The following is a 17,976-nucleotide window of genomic DNA, read 5'->3' as shown; positions in this document are numbered from 1 at the left end:
GAAATATATATTATTGGAGATGCTATAGGATGAGAATTAGTAATAAATATATCACTCTCGATGAAATAGAGATAATAAGAGAATCCTTAAATAAATTGCATGAATATCATAATAATAAATCAAAATATTTTTCTGGCGATTACCCAAGAATGACATTTGAGGAACGTATTGAAAATTATAAAAAGAACTCAAAGTACGGAGAATATAGAATTGAATTATTGATTGAGTCAGAAACAGATAATATATTAGGATTTTGTATAGCGTATAGTAAAAGCGTAAGCGGAAAGATTGAAGTTTTATTTGTTGATGAAAAATACCGAAGAAACGGATTTGGTTTGAAATTAATGAATAGTGCAGTGGAATGGTTTAAAGTGAAAAAGATAGATGAAATTGAATTAACAGTAGTGTATGGAAATGAAGCTGTATCATTTTATGAAAAGCTGGGATTTTATCCTCGTTCAATTATTATGGCAACTAAGTCATAACGATAGTATGGGGAGAGATGAGTGGGAGTTTTTGTTTCAAAAAAATGGTTCATATTTTACTAAATTATATGTGAAGAGCACATCAAAATAAATGTGCTTTTTACTATGGAAAAATTTATAAAAGCTGTATTTGGATATCTTTAAGTGAAAATAAAGAGGGATATCGAGAATATTTTAGGATAAACTATAAAGTGAAACTTTAATCAGTGGTGAGAGCATCCCCCACTGATTATCAGCCCTCACCAATCGGGCTTTTACGAGCAGTCCGCCCCCCACCTAACTTCTTTGCTTCCGCTGAATTTTGATGTGGGGTCTTACTGCCTGTTAATGCGGGATAAAGAAATAAAAAACACCAAACCAAAAGACTTACCAATATACGGTGTAGTCGTAACAGGAAAACAGAGGATTTACAAAGTTTACAAGGGTCACCGTATATTAAGGCTGCTGTAAGGGGTGTAACAGTTGAGAAATATTGATTACGAGTAATTAATGTGAATAATCAGAAAACTTATGTTATAATATGGGAAAAGGAGGTTTATATGAGGCAAATACATGGAGCAATTTATATTTACATAACAATGTTTTTCGTGGCGATATCCTATGGATTGGGGCACGTGTATTCGCATCCTATACTAACTTTTTTAAGCGGAGCATGTATGGCGTTTGCGCTTCTTGTCCACCTTTTCTCAGTTTGGATCGTGAAATTTCAATTAAATATTAGTGAAATAGAAGAAGGCACTTTCTAAGTGGCCTTCTTTTTTTAATAATATTTTGGAAGGTCTTGCAGCAATTTTTCAATTTTGCATTCGGTTTCTTCACATATAGACAGTGTGCGTAGTCGGAAAAACAAACTACGTAAGAAAGATTTTATATTTCCGTATAGGTACTCGTACGATTCAGTATGTAATGTCTGTTTTTTGACGGGTAATTGAGCTACTAATTCATGAAGGGCTAATAGGAGTACCTCTTCCTTTAGACCATTTTGTAGCATTGCGACAATCGGATAAACGAGACGTTCGTCTTCTTCATATTTGTAGTAAATAGAATGGACACAAACTTTGTTTAATAAAGTTTGTAATATTTCTTCGTAATATAAAGTTTCCAGTTTAGGACTACGAACAAGCGCCTCAAATGTATCAGAAGCGTGAGCGATACTATGTGCCCAGCCGTGGTCTTGCACATATCCGCGGAAATCATGCTCGTTGTTCATATATAACACTAATCGATCTTTTACATGTAAAAGATCAGCCTGTGATAAGAAATTATGATTTGTATCGGCATCAATAATGAGTGCAATTAATAATGTTGTAAATGCACGGGTAAATACCGCATCTTCGTCATCCGAATGAATCTTATACAATAAATATTTGTCACTGATGCTTTCTAATAATAGTTTCTGTAATTGTGTGTGTGAAAGGTAGTCCTTTTTGATGAGATGGTAAAAAGTAGAGCAAATAAGTTTGTCCCTTAAATAGCTATCGGTAACACCGATATGTTTAAGCATATTGGAAATTAAAGAATCCATGTTAATTGTATCCATTACGTAATGATTATTACGAATTTCTTCTAACTGTTGTTGTAACATATAAACCACCTATTTTAGAAAATTCTGTATTTTAATAGTATAATAAGAGGAAGAAATAGACAATAAATAAGTGCTTTTGAATGGAGGTGGGCATTATGAAGAGAGCATTATTCTTTTTCATTAGTATTTTCTTTTTAGGAAGCTGTTCCATTTCGTATGTTACTTTTTCTAGCGAGAGCAAAAGTTGGACGGGACAATATAAGGGCCATATTAAGGACGACAGTGAAGATGGAGTGTTTACGTTTCAGTATAAGGGCGGAGATGGGAATACAGAATTTAAGAATTTAGAGATTGCTATTAATGGAGCCTTTAGTACAATGACACAAACGTCAGAAGTTCATAGAGGAGCAAAGGTTGAAATGAAGTCTTCTTGTGTAAGTTGCGCGCCTATCTCTAAAGATGAACCAATAGAGATTGTGATTAAATGGGATGATAAGTATGAGGAGAAGATGGTGCTAAATTTGAAATAGCCTAGAGTAAGGGGTTAAAAATGAATAGGCATATGAAAATTGTTATGTTTTTAAGTGTATTTCTAGTCGTATTATCAGCGTGTGATACAAAACAAGTAGAGCAAGTAACGGTAAAAGAAGGGTATATTATATTAAGAAATGACACGGTGTTTTTTGCCGATGATAAAACGTTTAAAACAAAAGTAGAGTTGCAACATTATATAGAACAACAAATGAATAAAGATCATCCAGCACATATAGTCTTGAGCTTTAAGGACAAAGACGCATATAAACAGTTAAAAACAGGGGATAAAATAAAAGTATGGTTTTCTCAAATACTTGAAAGTTATCCAGCAAAAATGATTGTAGAGAAATTTGAAATAGTAGAGAAATAAAAAAGGCAGCAATCCCGCTGCCTTTTTTATTATTTTACAAATTGTAATTCTTTCGGGAATTTCGTTAAAATTTCTGATCCGTCTTTTGTGATGTAAATATCATCTTCAATACGAACGCCACCTACGTTTGGTACGTAAATACCTGGCTCGATTGTGAAGACCATACCTTCTTTTAATGGAGACTCGTTACCAGCTTTTACATCTGGATATTCGTGTACGCTAATTCCAAGTCCGTGACCAAGGCGGTGTGGGAAGAAGTCACCGTAACCTGCATCTGCAATAACAGAACGAGCAGCGTTATCGATTGCGCCAAGTGTAACACCTGGTTTACATGCTTCAACTGCTTGTAGTTGTCCAGCAAGTACAGTGTTGTAAATGCGAGTTTGCTCTTCAGAAATCTCACCGAATGCTACTGTACGTGTAATATCAGAGCAATAACCATCAATGATTACGCCTAAATCAAATAGTACGAAATCGCCGCGTTTCATTTTGTTTGCGCCAGGAATACCGTGTGGAAGAGCAGAGTTCGCACCTGCTAATACCATCGTATCAAATGACATTTTATGTATGCCTTTTGTTTTTAATTCGTGTTCAATAATTGCTAATACTTCTAGCTCGCTGCGGTTTTCTTTAATTGCATTTACACCAACTTCAACAGCATAGTCCGCCATTTTAGCTGCTTCGCGTAAAATAGAAAGTTCTTTTTCATCTTTAATTAAACGAAGTTCGCGAACTTTCTCCTCAGCTGATTTGAAAGCTGCATTTGGGAATAATTTCTTTAATTCTTCGTAGCGCTCTACGTTTAAATGTTCTTTTTCAATTGCAACTGCATTTGCATTGATGCCGCGGTCTTTAATTGCTTTTGCAATCATATCCCATGGTCTGTCAGTATCAGTAAATCCGATAATTTCATGTGCCCAGCCAGCGTTACGTGCTTGGCCTTCTTCCATTTTAGGGCAAATTAAAATAGGTTCTTTTTCTTGGAATACAAACATACCAAGAAGTCTTTCGTGTGGTTCACAGTGGAAGTTTGTCATGTAGAAGACGTTCGGTGTAGAAGTTAAGAACGCAGCTTCTACGTTTTTTTCTTTTAGCCATTGCATTAAATTTTCTAATCTAGCATTCATCGATTGGCACCCCCGAGATATTTAATTACAAATATAACTTTAACTCGGAAGAAAGCGTTATGACAAGTAAATAGATGTTAGAAAAGACAGGGGATTGAAAAATCATGTAGAATAAAAAGTGAGAATGTGAATAGGGGAGGAATGTAATAATGAAAGTATCTTATCATGGACATTCAGTTGTGAAAATTGAGGCGAATGGAAAAGTTATTTTAATTGACCCGTTTTTAACAGGTAATCCGAGAACAGATTTAAAAGCTGAAGATGTAAAAGTGGATGCAATTCTTTTATCGCATGGACACGGTGATCATGTTGGAGATACAGTAGAACTTGCGAAGAAAAATAATGCAGTTGTTGTAGCGCCATTTGAACTAGCAACATTTTTAAGTTGGCAAGGTGTAAATACACACCCGATGCATATTGGTGGTTCACATGAATTTGACTTCGGAAAAGTGAAGTTTACACAAGCATTCCACGGCTCTAGTTATATTGATGAAGAAAATAAGACGATTACATATACAGGTATGCCAGCAGGTATTTTATTTACAGCAGAAGAGAGAACTGTATACCACGCAGGAGATACTGCACTATTCTCTGATATGAAGTTAATTGGGGAATTAAATAAAGTTGATCTAGCATTTTTACCAATTGGTGATAATTTCACAATGGGACCAGAAGATGCTGTACTAGCGGCAAAATGGATTAATGCGAAAACTGTTGTACCGATGCATTACAATACGTTCCCAGTTATTGAACAAGATCCATATCAATTTGTAGAAAAGCTACAAGATTGTACAGGGAAAGTATTAGAAGCTGGAGAAAGTATTACACTATAGAAAAGAAACCCTTCATTTGAAAAGAAAAGTGAAGGGTTTTTACGTGTGTAGGACAGCTTTTAATACTTGTATTTGTTTTGGTGATTCTTTTCTTTTGGTATGTGGCTGTTCAGGTGTTTCATTCAATTCCATTGTAACTTTTTTCCCATCTACGAAAGCTAAAAATACAGCACCTACAACCTCTAAAAGTTTTTTCATCATGTGTTCGCTCCTTTGTTTTATTTCTTGTCTTAATTGTATAGGTAATCAAGTGTGCGAACTATCGAATGAGATGACAATAGCATTACATTGTTGTAATAGAATGACTGGTGGAATGTAAGAGTCATTTTGTTATAAAAAAAATAGTACAGGTATGCAAAGAGAGAGTGTAACAGTTTTGAAAATATAGTATACTGAAAGTACAACACATGAAGAATTTAGGGAAAAGAAAGTATGGTGAAACCATTTGGCTACCAAGCATAACCAAATTTTAGAACATATTAATAGCCTGCCAGTAGGCCATAAAATTTCTGTAAGACAAATTGCGAAAGATTTGAGTGTAAGTGAAGGGACCGCTTACCGTGCAATTAAAGATGCAGAAAATAAAGGGTATGTTAGTACAATTGAACGTGTCGGAACAATTCGAATTGAACAAAAGAAGAAAGAGAATATCGAAAAACTGACATATGCAGAAGTCGTTAACATTGTCGACGGTCAAGTACTTGGAGGCAGAGAAGGACTACATAAAACGTTAAATAAATTCGTAATCGGGGCAATGAAATTAGAAGCGATGATGCGCTATACAGAAGCTGGGAACTTACTTATTGTCGGTAACCGTACGAACGCACATCAATTAGCGTTAGAAACTGGAGCCGCTGTATTAATTACGGGCGGATTTGATACGGAAGATCATGTGAAGAAATTAGCAGATGAATTAAAACTGCCGATTATTTCAAGTAGTTACGATACCTTTACAGTTGCAACGTTAATTAACCGTGCGATTTACGATCAGCTTATTAAGAAAGAAATTGTACTCGTTGAAGATATTTTAACGCCAATTGAAGAAACGTTATATTTAAAGCCAAATGATACAGTGCAGCAATGGCATGCCTATAATGAAGAGACGATGCACGGAAGGTATCCGATTGTTGATGAAAGTAACAAAGTGCTAGGAATCGTGACTTCAAAAGATATGATCGGTGTAGCGAAAGAAACACCAATTGATAAAGTGATGACAAAACACCCAATTACAGTGAACGGTAAAATGTCTGTCGCAGCTGCGGCACGTATGATGGTGTGGGAAGGTATTGAGTTACTTCCTGTTGTTGATGAAGGAAATAAACTACAAGGTATTATTAGCCGTCAAGATGTACTTCAGGCACTGCAAATGATTCAACGTCAGCCACAAGTTGGAGAAACCATTGATGATATTGTAACGAATCAATTTATGACGCCGAAAGAAGCGAAGAATGAGCATCTATATCAATTTTCGGTGACGCCGCAAATGACGAACTCAATCGGAACGTTATCGTACGGTGTATTTGCAACAATTGTGACAGAAGCGACAAATCGCGTCATTCGTGCGCAAAAGAAAAGCGATTTAATTGTTGAAAACTTAACGATTTATTTCGTAAAGCCGGTTCAAATTGACAATGTTGTATCTGTTCATCCGAAAGTATTAGAAATTGGGCGTAAATTTGGTAAGGTCGATGTAGAGGTGCATCATGAAGGTAATGTTGTTGGAAAGGCATTACTTATGGTGCAGTTAATCGATAAATAAAAAGATGGAACAAATCGTTTTGATTTGTTCCATCTTTTTTTGTTGTTTTAAATTTGAAAGGCATGATTTTAGATGGGAGTTTTAGTGAAATATGTATGGAGTGGAAAAGTAACGTAAGAAAAGACAGAATAGTAATTCGATTTGGCTGTATATTGTGTTATGATTATATTGTAAGAAAATGGAATTCTGAAAGGTGGTATGCATTATGTCGTCAGCCGTACTCTTTTTTGGTAGTATCGCACTATTTTACTTTCTTGTAATGATACCGATCCAATATTTATATTTACAAGGTTTACATGAAAAAAAGGAAAAGACAGGATTATCTCAGCGAGAGCTATATGAAAAAATGTCTTTTGGAGAAGAACAACTACATTTTCATGTACAAGGTAACCCATTTAATATACCATCTGCGTTTGTTGCATATATGATTTTGAAAGTTAAGGGACGTAAAAAAGCATCACAATATTGATGCTTTTTTATGTTGCTTCATAGACTTCGGCTTCTTTAACTGCTAATGGCAAGAAATGTTTGTATTGGCGAAACCCGTTAAATACACTTGCACTACCAAATAGAATGAATAAAACACCAACGATAATACGAGCGGTTGAAAGTTCTAAAAAGAATTGGTTTATCCCGAAAAATAAAACGAATGAACCGAGTGCCATTGCGGATTTTCCTGAGAGCCAACCTTTCTCCATTGGGCGGTTTGTACGAAAGTATTTTGTTTTGTAAAAGAGGTACAACATAAATGAGACGATAATACAGAAGACTAATACTGGCATAATGAACACTCCCATCGCTTTGTGAAAAATAATAGAAAAGAAAAAGAAATATCTAAACTTTCTAACTTTTATTATAAAGCAATTGTTCGCATGTATGAAATACTTTCCGTTATAATGGAGGATAAAGTGAAGAAGTTGATTAAAAAGGAGATTATACATATGCATGAGCAAATTTTAGGAGCAATTAAAGAGTTTGATACAATTATTATTCATCGCCACGTGCGTCCGGACCCAGATGCGTTAGGTTCACAGGGTGGTCTTGGTACAATTCTACAAGAATCGTTTCCAGAGAAAAATATTTATACGGTTGGGTACAATGAACCGTCACTAGCATACTTACGAGTAATGGATGATATTGAAGATAGTGTATACGAAAATGCGCTTGTTATTGTTTGTGATACTGCGAATCAAGAACGGGTTGACGATCAACGCTATACAAAAGGGAAGATGTTAATTAAAATTGATCATCATCCAAATGAAGATCCATATGGAGATATTACGTGGGTAGACACGACAGCGAGTTCTACAAGTGAAATGATTTATGAGTTTTATAACTATGGAAAAGATAAAGGATTAAAAATAACAAAAGAAGCAGCTCGCCTTATTTTAGCAGGAATTGTTGGAGATACAGGTCGTTTCTTATTCCCAAATACGACAGCAAAAACACTTCGTTACGTAAGTGAGCTTGTTGATATGGGTGTGAAATTCACAGATTTATACAATGAAATGTATAAGACAAAAGAAAAAATTGCTCGTTTAAACGGTTATATTTTACAAAACTTTACGATGGTAGAAGAAGGAGCAGCTTACATTAAATTAACGAAAGAAGTATTAGAAGAGTTTGATGTACTTCCTTCTGAAGCATCTGGTGTTGTTGGAGCGCTTGGCAATATTGATGGATTAAAGGCGTGGGTTCTATTTTTAGAGGAAGATGACGTAATTCGTGTTCGTCTTCGTTCAAAAGGGCCAGTTATAAACAAATTGGCAATGCAATATAACGGCGGAGGGCATCCGATGGCTTCTGGTGCCAAGGCATCTTCTTGGCAAGAAGCGGATCGTCTTTTTGCTGATTTACGTGAGATTTGTAAATAAAAGACTATATGTTAGAACGAAAAGAAGGAGCGGCGCTAAAGCCCTCCTTCTTTATTTTTCTTTCTCTATAGTAATGCTAATTTCAAGCACTGTATCAAAAGATATTGTATCGACTTTAAAACGGTATAGGCGATCGTAATGTTTGTATGTTTTATTTTCGATTACCTTTTTTAGTAGGTCTTTATTTTTTGCGATACTTTGAATGTTTTTCGTTAAAAGATGCTGGAGATCATTATGAATAGATGTAGTCATATTTTCGAGTGTAAGATTGTCTAAATCGTATTTTTCTCGATTGATAAGTTTTATTTTAATCTCTTGAATGGTTAAGAGCCGTTTATTTTCAGTGTTCAATTTTTCTTGATCTTCGAGAAGGACGTGGAGCTTTGCTTCTTGTTTTTCTATAATTTCTCTTTGTTCTGCTATTTTACTAGCTTGTTCTTGTTGAAAAACACCGTATATGTACAAAAAAATAAACCAGCTCAACACGCCTCCAACAGCAGCACCAGCTAATACTAAGTACCATCTTTTTGCTGTATTGGCACTTGGTACTCTCATACATGTTCCTGCGTTAGCCATTTAATAATAATGAGACCTGTTTGCATACCACCAGTTGCGAAAAAAATAAGGAGAATTTGTTTTACGATATCTTTCATATCTCCGCCAAAGAAACTTCTTTCAAAGCTATAAAAGGTATCGAATGTTCCGCCGATTGCTGCAACGAGTGCCCAAATTCTTAAATTTTGGGCGAATTGATTAATGTAAGTTAGAGCTGGTTTTCCGATAAGAAACGCACCAAATCCACCAATTAATGAACCGCCAAGTATAACCCCAAAGGCAATAAAATAACTAATAATAAGCAGAGAGAAAAAAGTATGTTCTCTTACATCCATCGTCATTCCCCTTTCTTCTTCATATATATGGACAAAGTATAAGAAGTATGTTTTGATTTCCGCTTTCCTCATCACCTATAATAAAAGTAGTCAAATAGGTAAAGAGAGGGTACAACAGTGAAGTTTGTGCATTTACAATGTCAAACCGTTTTTAGTTTATTAAAAAGTGCTTGTAAAATTGATGAGCTTGTAGTCAGGGCGAAAGAACTTGGTTTTTCATCGCTAGCTATTACGGATGAAAATGTTATGTATGGTGTTATTCCGTTTTATAAAGCATGTAAGAAACATGGTATACAGCCTGTTATTGGATTAACCGCTTCTATTTTTAGTGAAGAAGAAGAAAGGTCTTATCCGCTTGTATTACTTGCTGAGAATGAAATAGGCTACCAAAATTTATTAAAGATTTCTAGCAGTATTATGACAAAGTCCAAAGAAGGTATTCCTAAGAAGTGGCTTGCGCATTATGCGAAAGGATTAATTGCTATTTCGCCAGGTAAAGATGGCGAAATTGAGCAATTATTACTAGAAGACAATGAGAGTCAGGCTGAAGAAGTAGCTCGCACGTATCAAAATATGTTCGGCCATTTTTATATGAGTTTGCAGCATCATGCAATTCAAGATGAGTTGCTTTTACAAGAGAAACTACCTGAATTTATTAGTAGGGTTAATATTCCAGTCGTTGCAACAAATGATGTGCGCTATATCAATCAAAGTGACGCGCTTGTTCACGAATGTTTACTATCTGTTGAAAGTGGAACGAAAATGACTGATCCAGATAGGCCGAGGCTGAAAACAGATCAGTATTATTTAAAGTCATCGGATGAAATGGAAGCACTATTTTCCCATGCGCCGGAAGCAATCCAAAATACAATAAAAATTGCAGAGCGTTGCCAAGTAGAAATACCGTTCCATGTAAATCAACTTCCGAAGTTTCCTGTTCCGTCTAATGAAACGAGTGATATATACTTGCGTCGTGTTTGTGAAGAAGGTTTGCGGAAACGATATGGTGAACCGAAAGAAGTGCATATAAAGCGTTTGGATCATGAATTAAATGTTATTTCTCGTATGGGATTTAGTGATTATTTCCTCATCGTATGGGATTTTATGAAGTATGCACATGAAAATCATATTCTAACAGGACCAGGTCGTGGATCGGCAGCTGGTTCACTCGTTTCATACGTATTAGAAATTACAGATATTAATCCAATTGAATACGATCTATTATTTGAAAGGTTTTTAAATCCTGAACGTGTGACGCTTCCTGATATTGATATTGATTTTCCAGACGTAAGACGTGATGAGATGATTCGCTATGTGAAAGATAAATACGGTCAGCTCCGTGTTGCGCAAATTGTAACGTTTGGTACGCTTGCAGCAAAAGCGGCAATTAGAGACATTGCCCGCGTAATGGGGCTTCCGCCGCGAGATATTGATATATTTTCAAAACTTATCCCATCAAAGCTTGGTATAACGTTAAAAGATGCATATGAAGAATCACAATCACTTCGTGAGTTTATACAAGGGAATCTTTTGCATGAGCGTGTGTTTGAAATCGCAAAACGTGTAGAAGGTTTACCACGTCATACGTCTATTCATGCGGCTGGTGTTATTATGAGTCAAGAACCGCTAACAGGCAGTGTAGCAATTCAAGAAGGACATAACGATGTTTATGTTACGCAATATCCAGCCGATGCGCTAGAAGAACTTGGGTTGCTTAAGATGGACTTTTTAGGATTACGTAATTTAACGTTACTTGAAAATATTATAAAATTTATCGCGAACAAAACTGGGAAAGAAATCGATATAAGAAACTTACCTCTTCAAGATGAAAAGACATTCCAATTATTAGGGAGAGGAGATACAACAGGTGTATTCCAGCTTGAGTCAGGCGGTATGCGAAATGTACTTCGCGGGTTAAAACCGAATGAGTTTGAAGATATCGTAGCTGTTAACTCGTTATACAGACCAGGACCGATGGAACAGATACCGACTTTTATTGAATCGAAACATGGAAAAAGAAAAATCGAATATTTACATCCGGATTTAAAGCCAATTTTAGAAAGAACATACGGCGTCATTGTATACCAAGAACAAATTATGCAAATTGCATCGAAGTTAGCAGGGTTTTCGCTTGGAGAAGCAGATTTACTGCGCCGTGCAGTGAGTAAAAAAAATCGTGATATTTTAGATCAGGAACGTAAGCATTTCGTCCAGGGATGTTTGCGAAATGGATATGATGAGACGTCTGCTGAAAAAATTTATGATTTAATTGTAAGATTTGCGAATTACGGTTTTAACCGAAGTCACGCTGTAGCTTACAGTATGATCGGATATCAGCTTGCCTATTTGAAAGCGAACTATACGCTGGAATTTATGACGGCATTATTATCAAGCGCAATTGGAAATGAAGATAAAATTGTACAGTATATACGAGAAACGAAGCGGAAAGGTTTTCACGTTTTGCCGCCGTCTCTTCAGAGAAGTGGTTATAACTTCCAAATAGAAGGGAATGCGATACGTTACAGTTTACTTTCGATCCGAAATATTGGAATGGCTACAGTGACGGCATTATTAGAAGAACGAGAGAAAAAAATGTTCGAAGATTTATTTGAATTTTGTCTCCGTATGCCGTCAAAGTTCGTAACGGAGCGTAATTTAGAAGCTTTCGTCTGGTCGGGATGTTTTGATGATTTTGGTGTTTCGAGAACGAATTTATGGAAAAGTATTAAAGGGGCGTTAGAGTACGCGAATCTCGCACGTGATTTAGGAGATGCTGTTCCAAAATCAAAATATGTACAAGGAGAAGAGCTATCTTTTATTGAACAACTAAATAAAGAGAAGGAAGTACTTGGCTTTTATTTATCAAGTTATCCGACAGCGCAATATGTGAAGTTAGCAAAAGAATTAGAAATTCCATCTCTCGCTCAGGCGATGCGACACAAGAAAAAAGTACAAAGAGCTATTGTGTATATAACAAGTGTTAGAGTGATTCGTACGAAAAAGTTTCAAAAGATGGCATTTATTACATTCTGTGATCAAAATGATGAAATGGAAGCGGTCCTCTTCCCGGAAACGTATATACATTTCTCGGATAAGTTGCAAGAAGGAGCAATTGTTTTAGTTGACGGTACGATTGAGCTAAGAAATCATAAGCTGCAATGGATTGTAAATGGACTATATCCGCTAGAGGAAATGGATGTTTATGAAGAAAAGAAAGACGCATCTGTTTACGTGAAATTGCCATCTCAGTATGAGAAAAAGCTTTTAAATCGGGTTACGAAAATATTGTTCGACTATTCAGGTTTTGCGAAAGTACTAATTTATTATGAAAAGGAACATAAAATGGTACAATTATCTCGGAGTTTATCGATTCATCCAAGTGAAGAATGTTTAGGAGCACTTCGTGAAATTGTCGGGGAAGAAAATGTAGTTGTGAAAATATAATGGACAATTTCCCTACACTTCGATTATTATAGTAGTAGTGTTCGTGGTCAGACCACTTGGAGAAATTGATATCAGCAAGAATAATTTGAGGAGAGTGGATAGTTTGTCAACACTTCGTGAAGAAGCACTTCACATGCATAAAGTGCATCAAGGAAAATTAGAAACTGTATCAAAAGTAAAAGTAGAAAATGCAAAAGATTTAAGTCTTGCATATTCTCCAGGGGTTGCAGAACCTTGTAAAGAAATTTATGACGATAAAAGTAAGGTATATGAATATACGATGAAGGGAAATATGGTAGCAGTTGTGACAGATGGAACAGCTGTACTTGGTCTTGGTAACATTGGACCTGAAGCATCTCTTCCAGTAATGGAAGGTAAAGCTGTATTATTCAAGAGCTTTGCTGGTGTAGATGCATTCCCAATTGCCTTAAATACAAACGATGTAGATAAAATTGTTGAAACTGTAAAATTAATGGAGCCAACTTTTGGCGGCGTTAACTTAGAAGATATCGCAGCACCAAACTGCTTCATTATTGAAGAGCGTTTGAAAAAAGAAACAAATATTCCTATCTTCCATGATGATCAACACGGAACAGCTATTGTAACAGTAGCAGGTCTTGTAAATGCACTGAAATTAGTTGGAAAGAAAATGTCTGACATTAAAGTTGTCGCAAATGGCGCAGGTGCAGCAGGTATTGCAATTATTAAACTTTTATATCGCTATGGTGTACGCGACATTATTATGTGTGACCGTAAAGGGGCAATCTATGATGGTCGTCCTACAGGTATGAATCCGGTGAAGGATGAAGTTGCAAAATATACAAATAAGAATCGTATAGAAGGTTCTTTAGCTGATGTTGTACAAGGTGCAGACGTATTCATTGGTGTATCTGCAGAAGGTGCATTAACAGAAGAGATGGTTCGTACAATGAATGACGATGCGATTATTTTTGCAATGGCGAATCCAGTTCCAGAAATTATGCCAGAATTGGCAAAAGCAGCGGGCGCAGCTGTTGTTGGAACAGGTCGTTCTGACTTCCCGAACCAAGTAAATAATGTACTGGCGTTCCCTGGTATTTTCCGCGGTGCACTTGACGTACATGCGACACAAATTAACGAAGAAATGAAGATGGCAGCTGTACAGGCTATTGCTGAGCTTGTAGCAGAAGATGAGTTAAATGCAGACTATATCATTCCGGCACCATTTGACGCGCGTGTAGCGCCTCAAGTAGCGGCTTACGTTGCAAAAGCAGCAATGGAGACAGGAGTAGCTCGCCGTCAAGTAGATCCAAATGAGATCGCTGAAAAAACAAAACAATTAGCGCTGATTGGTAAAGAATAAGCGAGGAAATTCCATTGACATCATCAAATACAAAAGTATATCTCGAAATTGTAAAAAAAATCCGTTCCATTATGGAAGAGGATGGATTGGTGGCGGGGGATCGTTTGCCGTCTGAGCGTGAGTTAAGTTCACGCTTAAACGTAGGACGTTCCTCTGTAAGAGAAGCATTGCGTGCTTTAGAACTGGTAGGATTGATTGAAACGAGACGTGGTGAAGGGACGTTTATTCGAAACTTTTATGATAACGGTCTTGTACAATTAATCGCTCCGTTCTTATTGCAAGATGAGAAAACAATTCGTGATTTATTACAAACGAAACGATTACTTGAGAAAGATATGATTCGAATTGTATGTAATTTACCGAAAGAAACGTTTTCTAAAGTACTAAGTAGATTACACCAAGTACTTGAAGGAAATGAAAGCTCAGTCCCAACGCTTCATCAAACGTTCTTTAAAACACTTATTGAACAAGTCGATAATTATTTACTATATCGCATTTGGATGATCGTAAATGATTACGTAGCAACTCTTTCTTGTAAAGTTTCAAGAGATTCTATCGATATGTATAGAAAGCTTTACGCTACTTTGGAAGAAAAACAAGAAAATGATGCACTAAAAATTTACGATGAATTAGTAGAGAATATACAGTTTCACTCGTAATGTATAAAATTTGTCGAAATGACCATGACACGTTATGACAAACATTCTACCGCTTAGCGGTTAAAGTTAAACGTAAAGAGTGAGGTTATTAGACAGATTGAGAAGATAAGGCTAACATCAAACTTTGGTGTTAGCCCCATTTTCTTCTTACGCTAACCTTAGCTCTCAACGAAGGGGGTCAAATTGTGCTAAGAGATTTATTCGTGAAAAAGAAAAAGTACGCTGCAATACCTTCAGAACAAGTACGAAAAGATGTGCCAGATGGCGTTATGACAAAATGTCCGGAATGTAAAAAAATCATGTATACGAAAGAACTTCTAAAAAATTTAAAAGTATGTGTGAATTGTGGATATCATCATCCTATGAATGCATGGGAACGTCTTGATAGTATATTGGACGAAGGGTCATTCCGTGAGTATGACAAAGAAATGGTTTCATTAAATCCACTCGAGTTTCCAGGTTATGAAGAGAAACTAGAGAGCGATCGTAAGAAGACTGAATTGAACGAAGCGGTTGTAACTGGTGAAGGAACAATTGATGACATGCTTGTTGTTGTTGCAGTAATGGATTCTCGTTTTCGAATGGGGAGCATGGGCTCTGTAGTAGGAGAAAAAATCGCCCGTGCGGTTGAAAAGGCGTACGACTTACAAGTTCCATTTATTATCTTTACTGCTTCGGGTGGTGCCCGTATGCAAGAAGGGATATTAAGTTTAATGCAAATGGCAAAAACAAGCGTAGCTTTGAAAAAGCATAGTAATGCAGGAGGATTATTTATTTCTGTTATGACTCACCCAACGACGGGCGGGGTTTCAGCGAGTTTCGCTTCACTTGGTGATTATAATCTTGCAGAACCAGGTGCACTTATCGGATTTGCTGGTAGACGTGTAATTGAACAAACGGTGCGTGAGAAACTACCGGAAGATTTCCAAACGGCAGAATTCTTACTAGATCATGGTCAATTAGATGCGGTGGTGCATCGTGATGATATGAGAGAAGCGCTTCGCAAGATTTTAGAAGTTCATCAAGGAGGGGAAATGGCTGTATGGCAGAGCTAGAATTTGAAAAACCAGTTGTTGAGCTAAGAAATAAGATTCGTGAACTGAAAGACTATACGAAAAACAGCCAGATGGACTTCAGTGAGGAGATTCGTATTTTGGAAGAAAAGCTAGAAAATTTAGAGGAAGATATATACGGCAATCTAAAAGTATGGGACCGTGTTCAAATTGCTCGTCATGCAGAACGACCGACAACGCTCGATTATATTGAGCACTTATTTACTGATTTTTTCGAATGTCATGGAGATCGTCTATTTGGCGATGATGCAGCGATTGTCGGCGGCATTGCGAAATATAAAGGGATGCCTGTAACTGTAATTGGGCATCAGCGCGGAAAAGATACGAAAGAAAATATTCGCCGTAACTTTGGAATGCCTCATCCAGAAGGATATCGAAAAGCACTGCGTCTCATGAAACAAGCGGAAAAGTTTAATCGTCCTATTATTTGTTTCATCGATACGAAGGGAGCTTATCCTGGTAAAGCAGCTGAAGAACGTGGACAAAGTGAAGCTATTGCCCGCAACCTATTTGAGATGGCAGGTTTAACGGTACCAGTTATTTGTATCGTTATCGGTGAAGGTGGTAGTGGTGGTGCGCTAGGCCTTGGAGTAGGAGATTACATTCATATGCTAGAAAATTCCACTTATTCTGTTATTACACCAGAGGGTGCGGCGGCAATTCTTTGGAAAGATGCAGGAAAAGCAAAGGAAGCTGCAGAGGCAATGAAAATTACAGCAGCAGATTTGAAAGAATTAGGTGTAATTGATGAAATTATTCCAGAGACAAAAGGTGGAGCTCACCGTAATATTTTGAAACAGTCAGAAAATATAGACTTAATAATTAGAAAAACTTTTGAACAATTAAACGGAATTTCGAAAGATGAATTAATCGAAAAACGTTATGAAAAATATATGAAAATTGGGCAAGTTTCGTTTTCAAACGCTTCCATTGGGATAAAATAAGAAAAGCGTGCGTTCCTCTTCGCGAATGCACGTTTTTATTATGAAAAGACACATCTTCTCCATTGTGTTTTTATATTTTTTCGTGTTATTTTATTATAAGGCAAATAATCTTTATGAGGTGAGTACAAATGAAACGTATTGGTGTATTAACAAGTGGTGGAGATTCACCTGGTATGAATGCTGCCATTCGTGCAGTTGTTCGTAAAGCGATTTTCCATGATATTGAAGTATATGGTATTTACCATGGATACGCTGGATTAATTTCTGGTCACATTGAAAAATTAGAACTTGGTTCTGTTGGCGATATTATCCACCGCGGTGGTACGAAATTATATACAGCAAGATGTCCTGAGTTTAAAGACCCAGAAGTACGACTAAAAGGTATCGAGCAATTAAAGAAACATGGTATCGAAGGACTTGTTGTTATTGGTGGAGATGGTTCTTACCAAGGCGCTAAAAAATTAACTGAACAAGGATTCCCATGTGTTGGTGTACCAGGTACAATCGACAATGATATCCCTGGAACAGACTTCACAATTGGTTTCGATACAGCTTTAAACACTGTTATTGATGCAATTGATAAAATCCGTGATACAGCTACATCTCATGAACGTACATATGTTATCGAAGTAATGGGACGTCATGCTGGAGATATCGCATTATGGGCTGGTTTAGCTGATGGTGCAGAAACAATCTTAATTCCAGAAGAAGAGTATGACATGGATGATGTAATCGCTCGTCTAAAACGTGGTAGCGAACGTGGTAAAAAACACAGTATTATCATTGTAGCTGAAGGTGTTGGAAGTGCAATTGACATCGGTAAGCACATTGAAGAAGCAACAAACTTTGATACTCGTGTAACTGTATTAGGTCACGTACAACGTGGTGGATCACCAAGTGCACAAGACCGTGTATTAGCAAGTCGTCTTGGTGCAAGAGCAGTTGAGTTGTTAATTGCTGGTAAAGGTGGACGTTGTGTAGGTATTCAAGATAATAAACTTGTTGATCATGACATTATCGAAGCGTTAGCTCAAAAGCATACAATCGATAAAGATATGTATCAATTATCTAAAGAATTATCCATCTAATCGGCGTAATGTCAGATATTTGGGAACGG

At 36.6% G+C, this 17,976-nt stretch carries 20 protein-coding genes and 1 pseudogene; 15 read left to right on the top strand and 6 right to left on the bottom strand.

Annotated features, from left to right (window positions below; translation table 11 throughout):
• Nucleotides 1-29 precede the first annotated feature (29 nt).
• The 3 genes and pseudogenes from HFD78_RS08785 to HFD78_RS08775 all read left to right on the top strand — a co-directional run bounded on the left by HFD78_RS08785 (nt 30) and on the right by HFD78_RS08775 (nt 1,231).
• On the top strand, nt 30-485 hold the full coding sequence (locus HFD78_RS08785; RefSeq protein ID WP_001222923.1) for a GNAT family N-acetyltransferase: 456 nt from the start codon (nt 30-32) through the stop codon (nt 483-485).
• Nucleotides 486-821: 336 nt separating this feature from the next.
• Nucleotides 822-961, top strand: a pseudogene (locus HFD78_RS08780) (anti sigma factor C-terminal domain-containing protein); the annotation flags it as partial.
• Between the two features lie 63 nt (nt 962-1,024).
• Entirely contained in the window at nt 1,025-1,231 is a 207-nt protein-coding gene (locus HFD78_RS08775; RefSeq protein WP_001248905.1) for a hypothetical protein, read from the top strand.
• 14 nt (nt 1,232-1,245) lie between these two features.
• Here HFD78_RS08775 and HFD78_RS08770 read toward each other — a convergent pair whose 3' ends face one another.
• Nucleotides 1,246-2,070: a DUF2785 domain-containing protein gene (locus HFD78_RS08770; protein ID WP_000941455.1), complete on the bottom strand. Its 825-nt coding sequence runs from the start codon at nt 2,068-2,070 to the stop codon at nt 1,246-1,248.
• 95 nt (nt 2,071-2,165) lie between these two features.
• Here HFD78_RS08770 and HFD78_RS08765 point away from each other — a divergent pair, with 95 nt between their 5' ends.
• Together HFD78_RS08765 and HFD78_RS08760 are read left to right on the top strand one after the other, a co-directional pair.
• Nucleotides 2,166-2,540, top strand: a complete 375-nt coding sequence (locus HFD78_RS08765) for a hypothetical protein (RefSeq protein ID WP_000816711.1) — start codon at nt 2,166-2,168, stop codon at nt 2,538-2,540.
• Between the two features lie 20 nt (nt 2,541-2,560).
• Nucleotides 2,561-2,914, top strand: coding sequence for a DUF3221 domain-containing protein (locus tag HFD78_RS08760; protein ID WP_001079374.1), 354 nt, complete (start codon nt 2,561-2,563; stop codon nt 2,912-2,914).
• Between the two features lie 29 nt (nt 2,915-2,943).
• Here HFD78_RS08760 and pepQ read toward each other — a convergent pair whose 3' ends face one another.
• The gene (pepQ, locus tag HFD78_RS08755; protein WP_000994024.1) at nt 2,944-4,041 is read right to left on the bottom strand and encodes a Xaa-Pro dipeptidase; all 1,098 of its coding nucleotides are present in this window, start codon (nt 4,039-4,041) and stop codon (nt 2,944-2,946) included.
• A gap of 149 nt (nt 4,042-4,190) precedes the next feature.
• Here pepQ and HFD78_RS08750 point away from each other — a divergent pair, with 149 nt between their 5' ends.
• Complete coding sequence (locus tag HFD78_RS08750; RefSeq protein WP_000868929.1) at nt 4,191-4,874, top strand: metal-dependent hydrolase; 684 nt, start codon at nt 4,191-4,193, stop codon at nt 4,872-4,874.
• A gap of 39 nt (nt 4,875-4,913) precedes the next feature.
• On the opposite strand, the gene HFD78_RS08745 is transcribed toward HFD78_RS08750, so the two are convergent.
• The gene (locus HFD78_RS08745) at nt 4,914-5,075 is read right to left on the bottom strand and encodes a hypothetical protein (protein ID WP_000976305.1); all 162 of its coding nucleotides are present in this window, start codon (nt 5,073-5,075) and stop codon (nt 4,914-4,916) included.
• A gap of 244 nt (nt 5,076-5,319) precedes the next feature.
• Between HFD78_RS08745 and HFD78_RS08740 the strand changes: the two genes are divergently transcribed.
• Both HFD78_RS08740 and HFD78_RS08735 read left to right on the top strand, forming a co-directional pair.
• Nucleotides 5,320-6,633 (top strand): CBS domain-containing protein, encoded by a 1,314-nt coding sequence (locus HFD78_RS08740; protein WP_000201590.1) that lies wholly within the window; start codon nt 5,320-5,322, stop codon nt 6,631-6,633.
• Between the two features lie 205 nt (nt 6,634-6,838).
• Nucleotides 6,839-7,102, top strand: coding sequence for a DUF3949 domain-containing protein (locus HFD78_RS08735; protein WP_000093045.1), 264 nt, complete (start codon nt 6,839-6,841; stop codon nt 7,100-7,102).
• Nucleotides 7,103-7,109: 7 nt separating this feature from the next.
• On the opposite strand, the gene HFD78_RS08730 is transcribed toward HFD78_RS08735, so the two are convergent.
• Nucleotides 7,110-7,415, bottom strand: a complete 306-nt coding sequence (locus HFD78_RS08730; protein ID WP_001144767.1) for a YtpI family protein — start codon at nt 7,413-7,415, stop codon at nt 7,110-7,112.
• 159 nt (nt 7,416-7,574) lie between these two features.
• Between HFD78_RS08730 and HFD78_RS08725 the strand changes: the two genes are divergently transcribed.
• Nucleotides 7,575-8,507, top strand: a complete 933-nt coding sequence (locus tag HFD78_RS08725) for a DHH family phosphoesterase (protein WP_000545137.1) — start codon at nt 7,575-7,577, stop codon at nt 8,505-8,507.
• 51 nt (nt 8,508-8,558) lie between these two features.
• On the opposite strand, the gene ytrI is transcribed toward HFD78_RS08725, so the two are convergent.
• Together ytrI and HFD78_RS08715 are read right to left on the bottom strand one after the other, a co-directional pair.
• The gene (gene ytrI, locus HFD78_RS08720) at nt 8,559-9,062 is read right to left on the bottom strand and encodes a sporulation membrane protein YtrI (protein WP_001265740.1); all 504 of its coding nucleotides are present in this window, start codon (nt 9,060-9,062) and stop codon (nt 8,559-8,561) included.
• Complete coding sequence (locus tag HFD78_RS08715) at nt 9,059-9,472, bottom strand: YtrH family sporulation protein (protein WP_002005839.1); 414 nt, start codon at nt 9,470-9,472, stop codon at nt 9,059-9,061. Before HFD78_RS08715 ends, ytrI begins: the two co-directional genes overlap by 4 nt.
• A gap of 42 nt (nt 9,473-9,514) precedes the next feature.
• Here HFD78_RS08715 and dnaE point away from each other — a divergent pair, with 42 nt between their 5' ends.
• From dnaE to pfkA, 6 genes are all read left to right on the top strand, one after another.
• On the top strand, nt 9,515-12,841 hold the full coding sequence (dnaE, locus tag HFD78_RS08710; RefSeq protein WP_000673731.1) for a DNA polymerase III subunit alpha: 3,327 nt from the start codon (nt 9,515-9,517) through the stop codon (nt 12,839-12,841).
• Between the two features lie 133 nt (nt 12,842-12,974).
• Nucleotides 12,975-14,183: an NADP-dependent malic enzyme gene (ystJ, locus tag HFD78_RS08705; protein ID WP_161508111.1), complete on the top strand. Its 1,209-nt coding sequence runs from the start codon at nt 12,975-12,977 to the stop codon at nt 14,181-14,183.
• A 14-nt stretch (nt 14,184-14,197) separates the two neighbouring features.
• Complete coding sequence (locus tag HFD78_RS08700) at nt 14,198-14,842, top strand: FadR/GntR family transcriptional regulator (protein ID WP_000204448.1); 645 nt, start codon at nt 14,198-14,200, stop codon at nt 14,840-14,842.
• Nucleotides 14,843-15,027: 185 nt separating this feature from the next.
• Nucleotides 15,028-15,897 carry an acetyl-CoA carboxylase, carboxyltransferase subunit beta gene (gene accD / locus HFD78_RS08695; protein WP_000942854.1) on the top strand — a complete coding sequence of 290 codons (870 nt, stop codon included), beginning with the start codon at nt 15,028-15,030 and terminating at the stop codon, nt 15,895-15,897.
• Entirely contained in the window at nt 15,885-16,859 is a 975-nt protein-coding gene (accA, locus tag HFD78_RS08690; protein WP_000818807.1) for an acetyl-CoA carboxylase carboxyl transferase subunit alpha, read from the top strand. The genes accD and accA overlap by 13 nt, the downstream gene beginning before the upstream one ends.
• Before the next feature lie 128 nt (nt 16,860-16,987).
• The gene (gene pfkA, locus HFD78_RS08685; protein ID WP_000821156.1) at nt 16,988-17,947 is read left to right on the top strand and encodes a 6-phosphofructokinase; all 960 of its coding nucleotides are present in this window, start codon (nt 16,988-16,990) and stop codon (nt 17,945-17,947) included.
• Nucleotides 17,948-17,976: the final 29 nt, after the last annotated feature.

The organism is Bacillus sp. EKM501B, assembly GCF_011800505.1.
Classification (GTDB): domain Bacteria; phylum Bacillota; class Bacilli; order Bacillales; family Bacillaceae_G; genus Bacillus_A; species Bacillus_A cereus.
The sequence above is the reverse complement of the archived record's forward strand: the minus strand, read 5'-3'. Positions and strand labels throughout refer to the sequence as shown.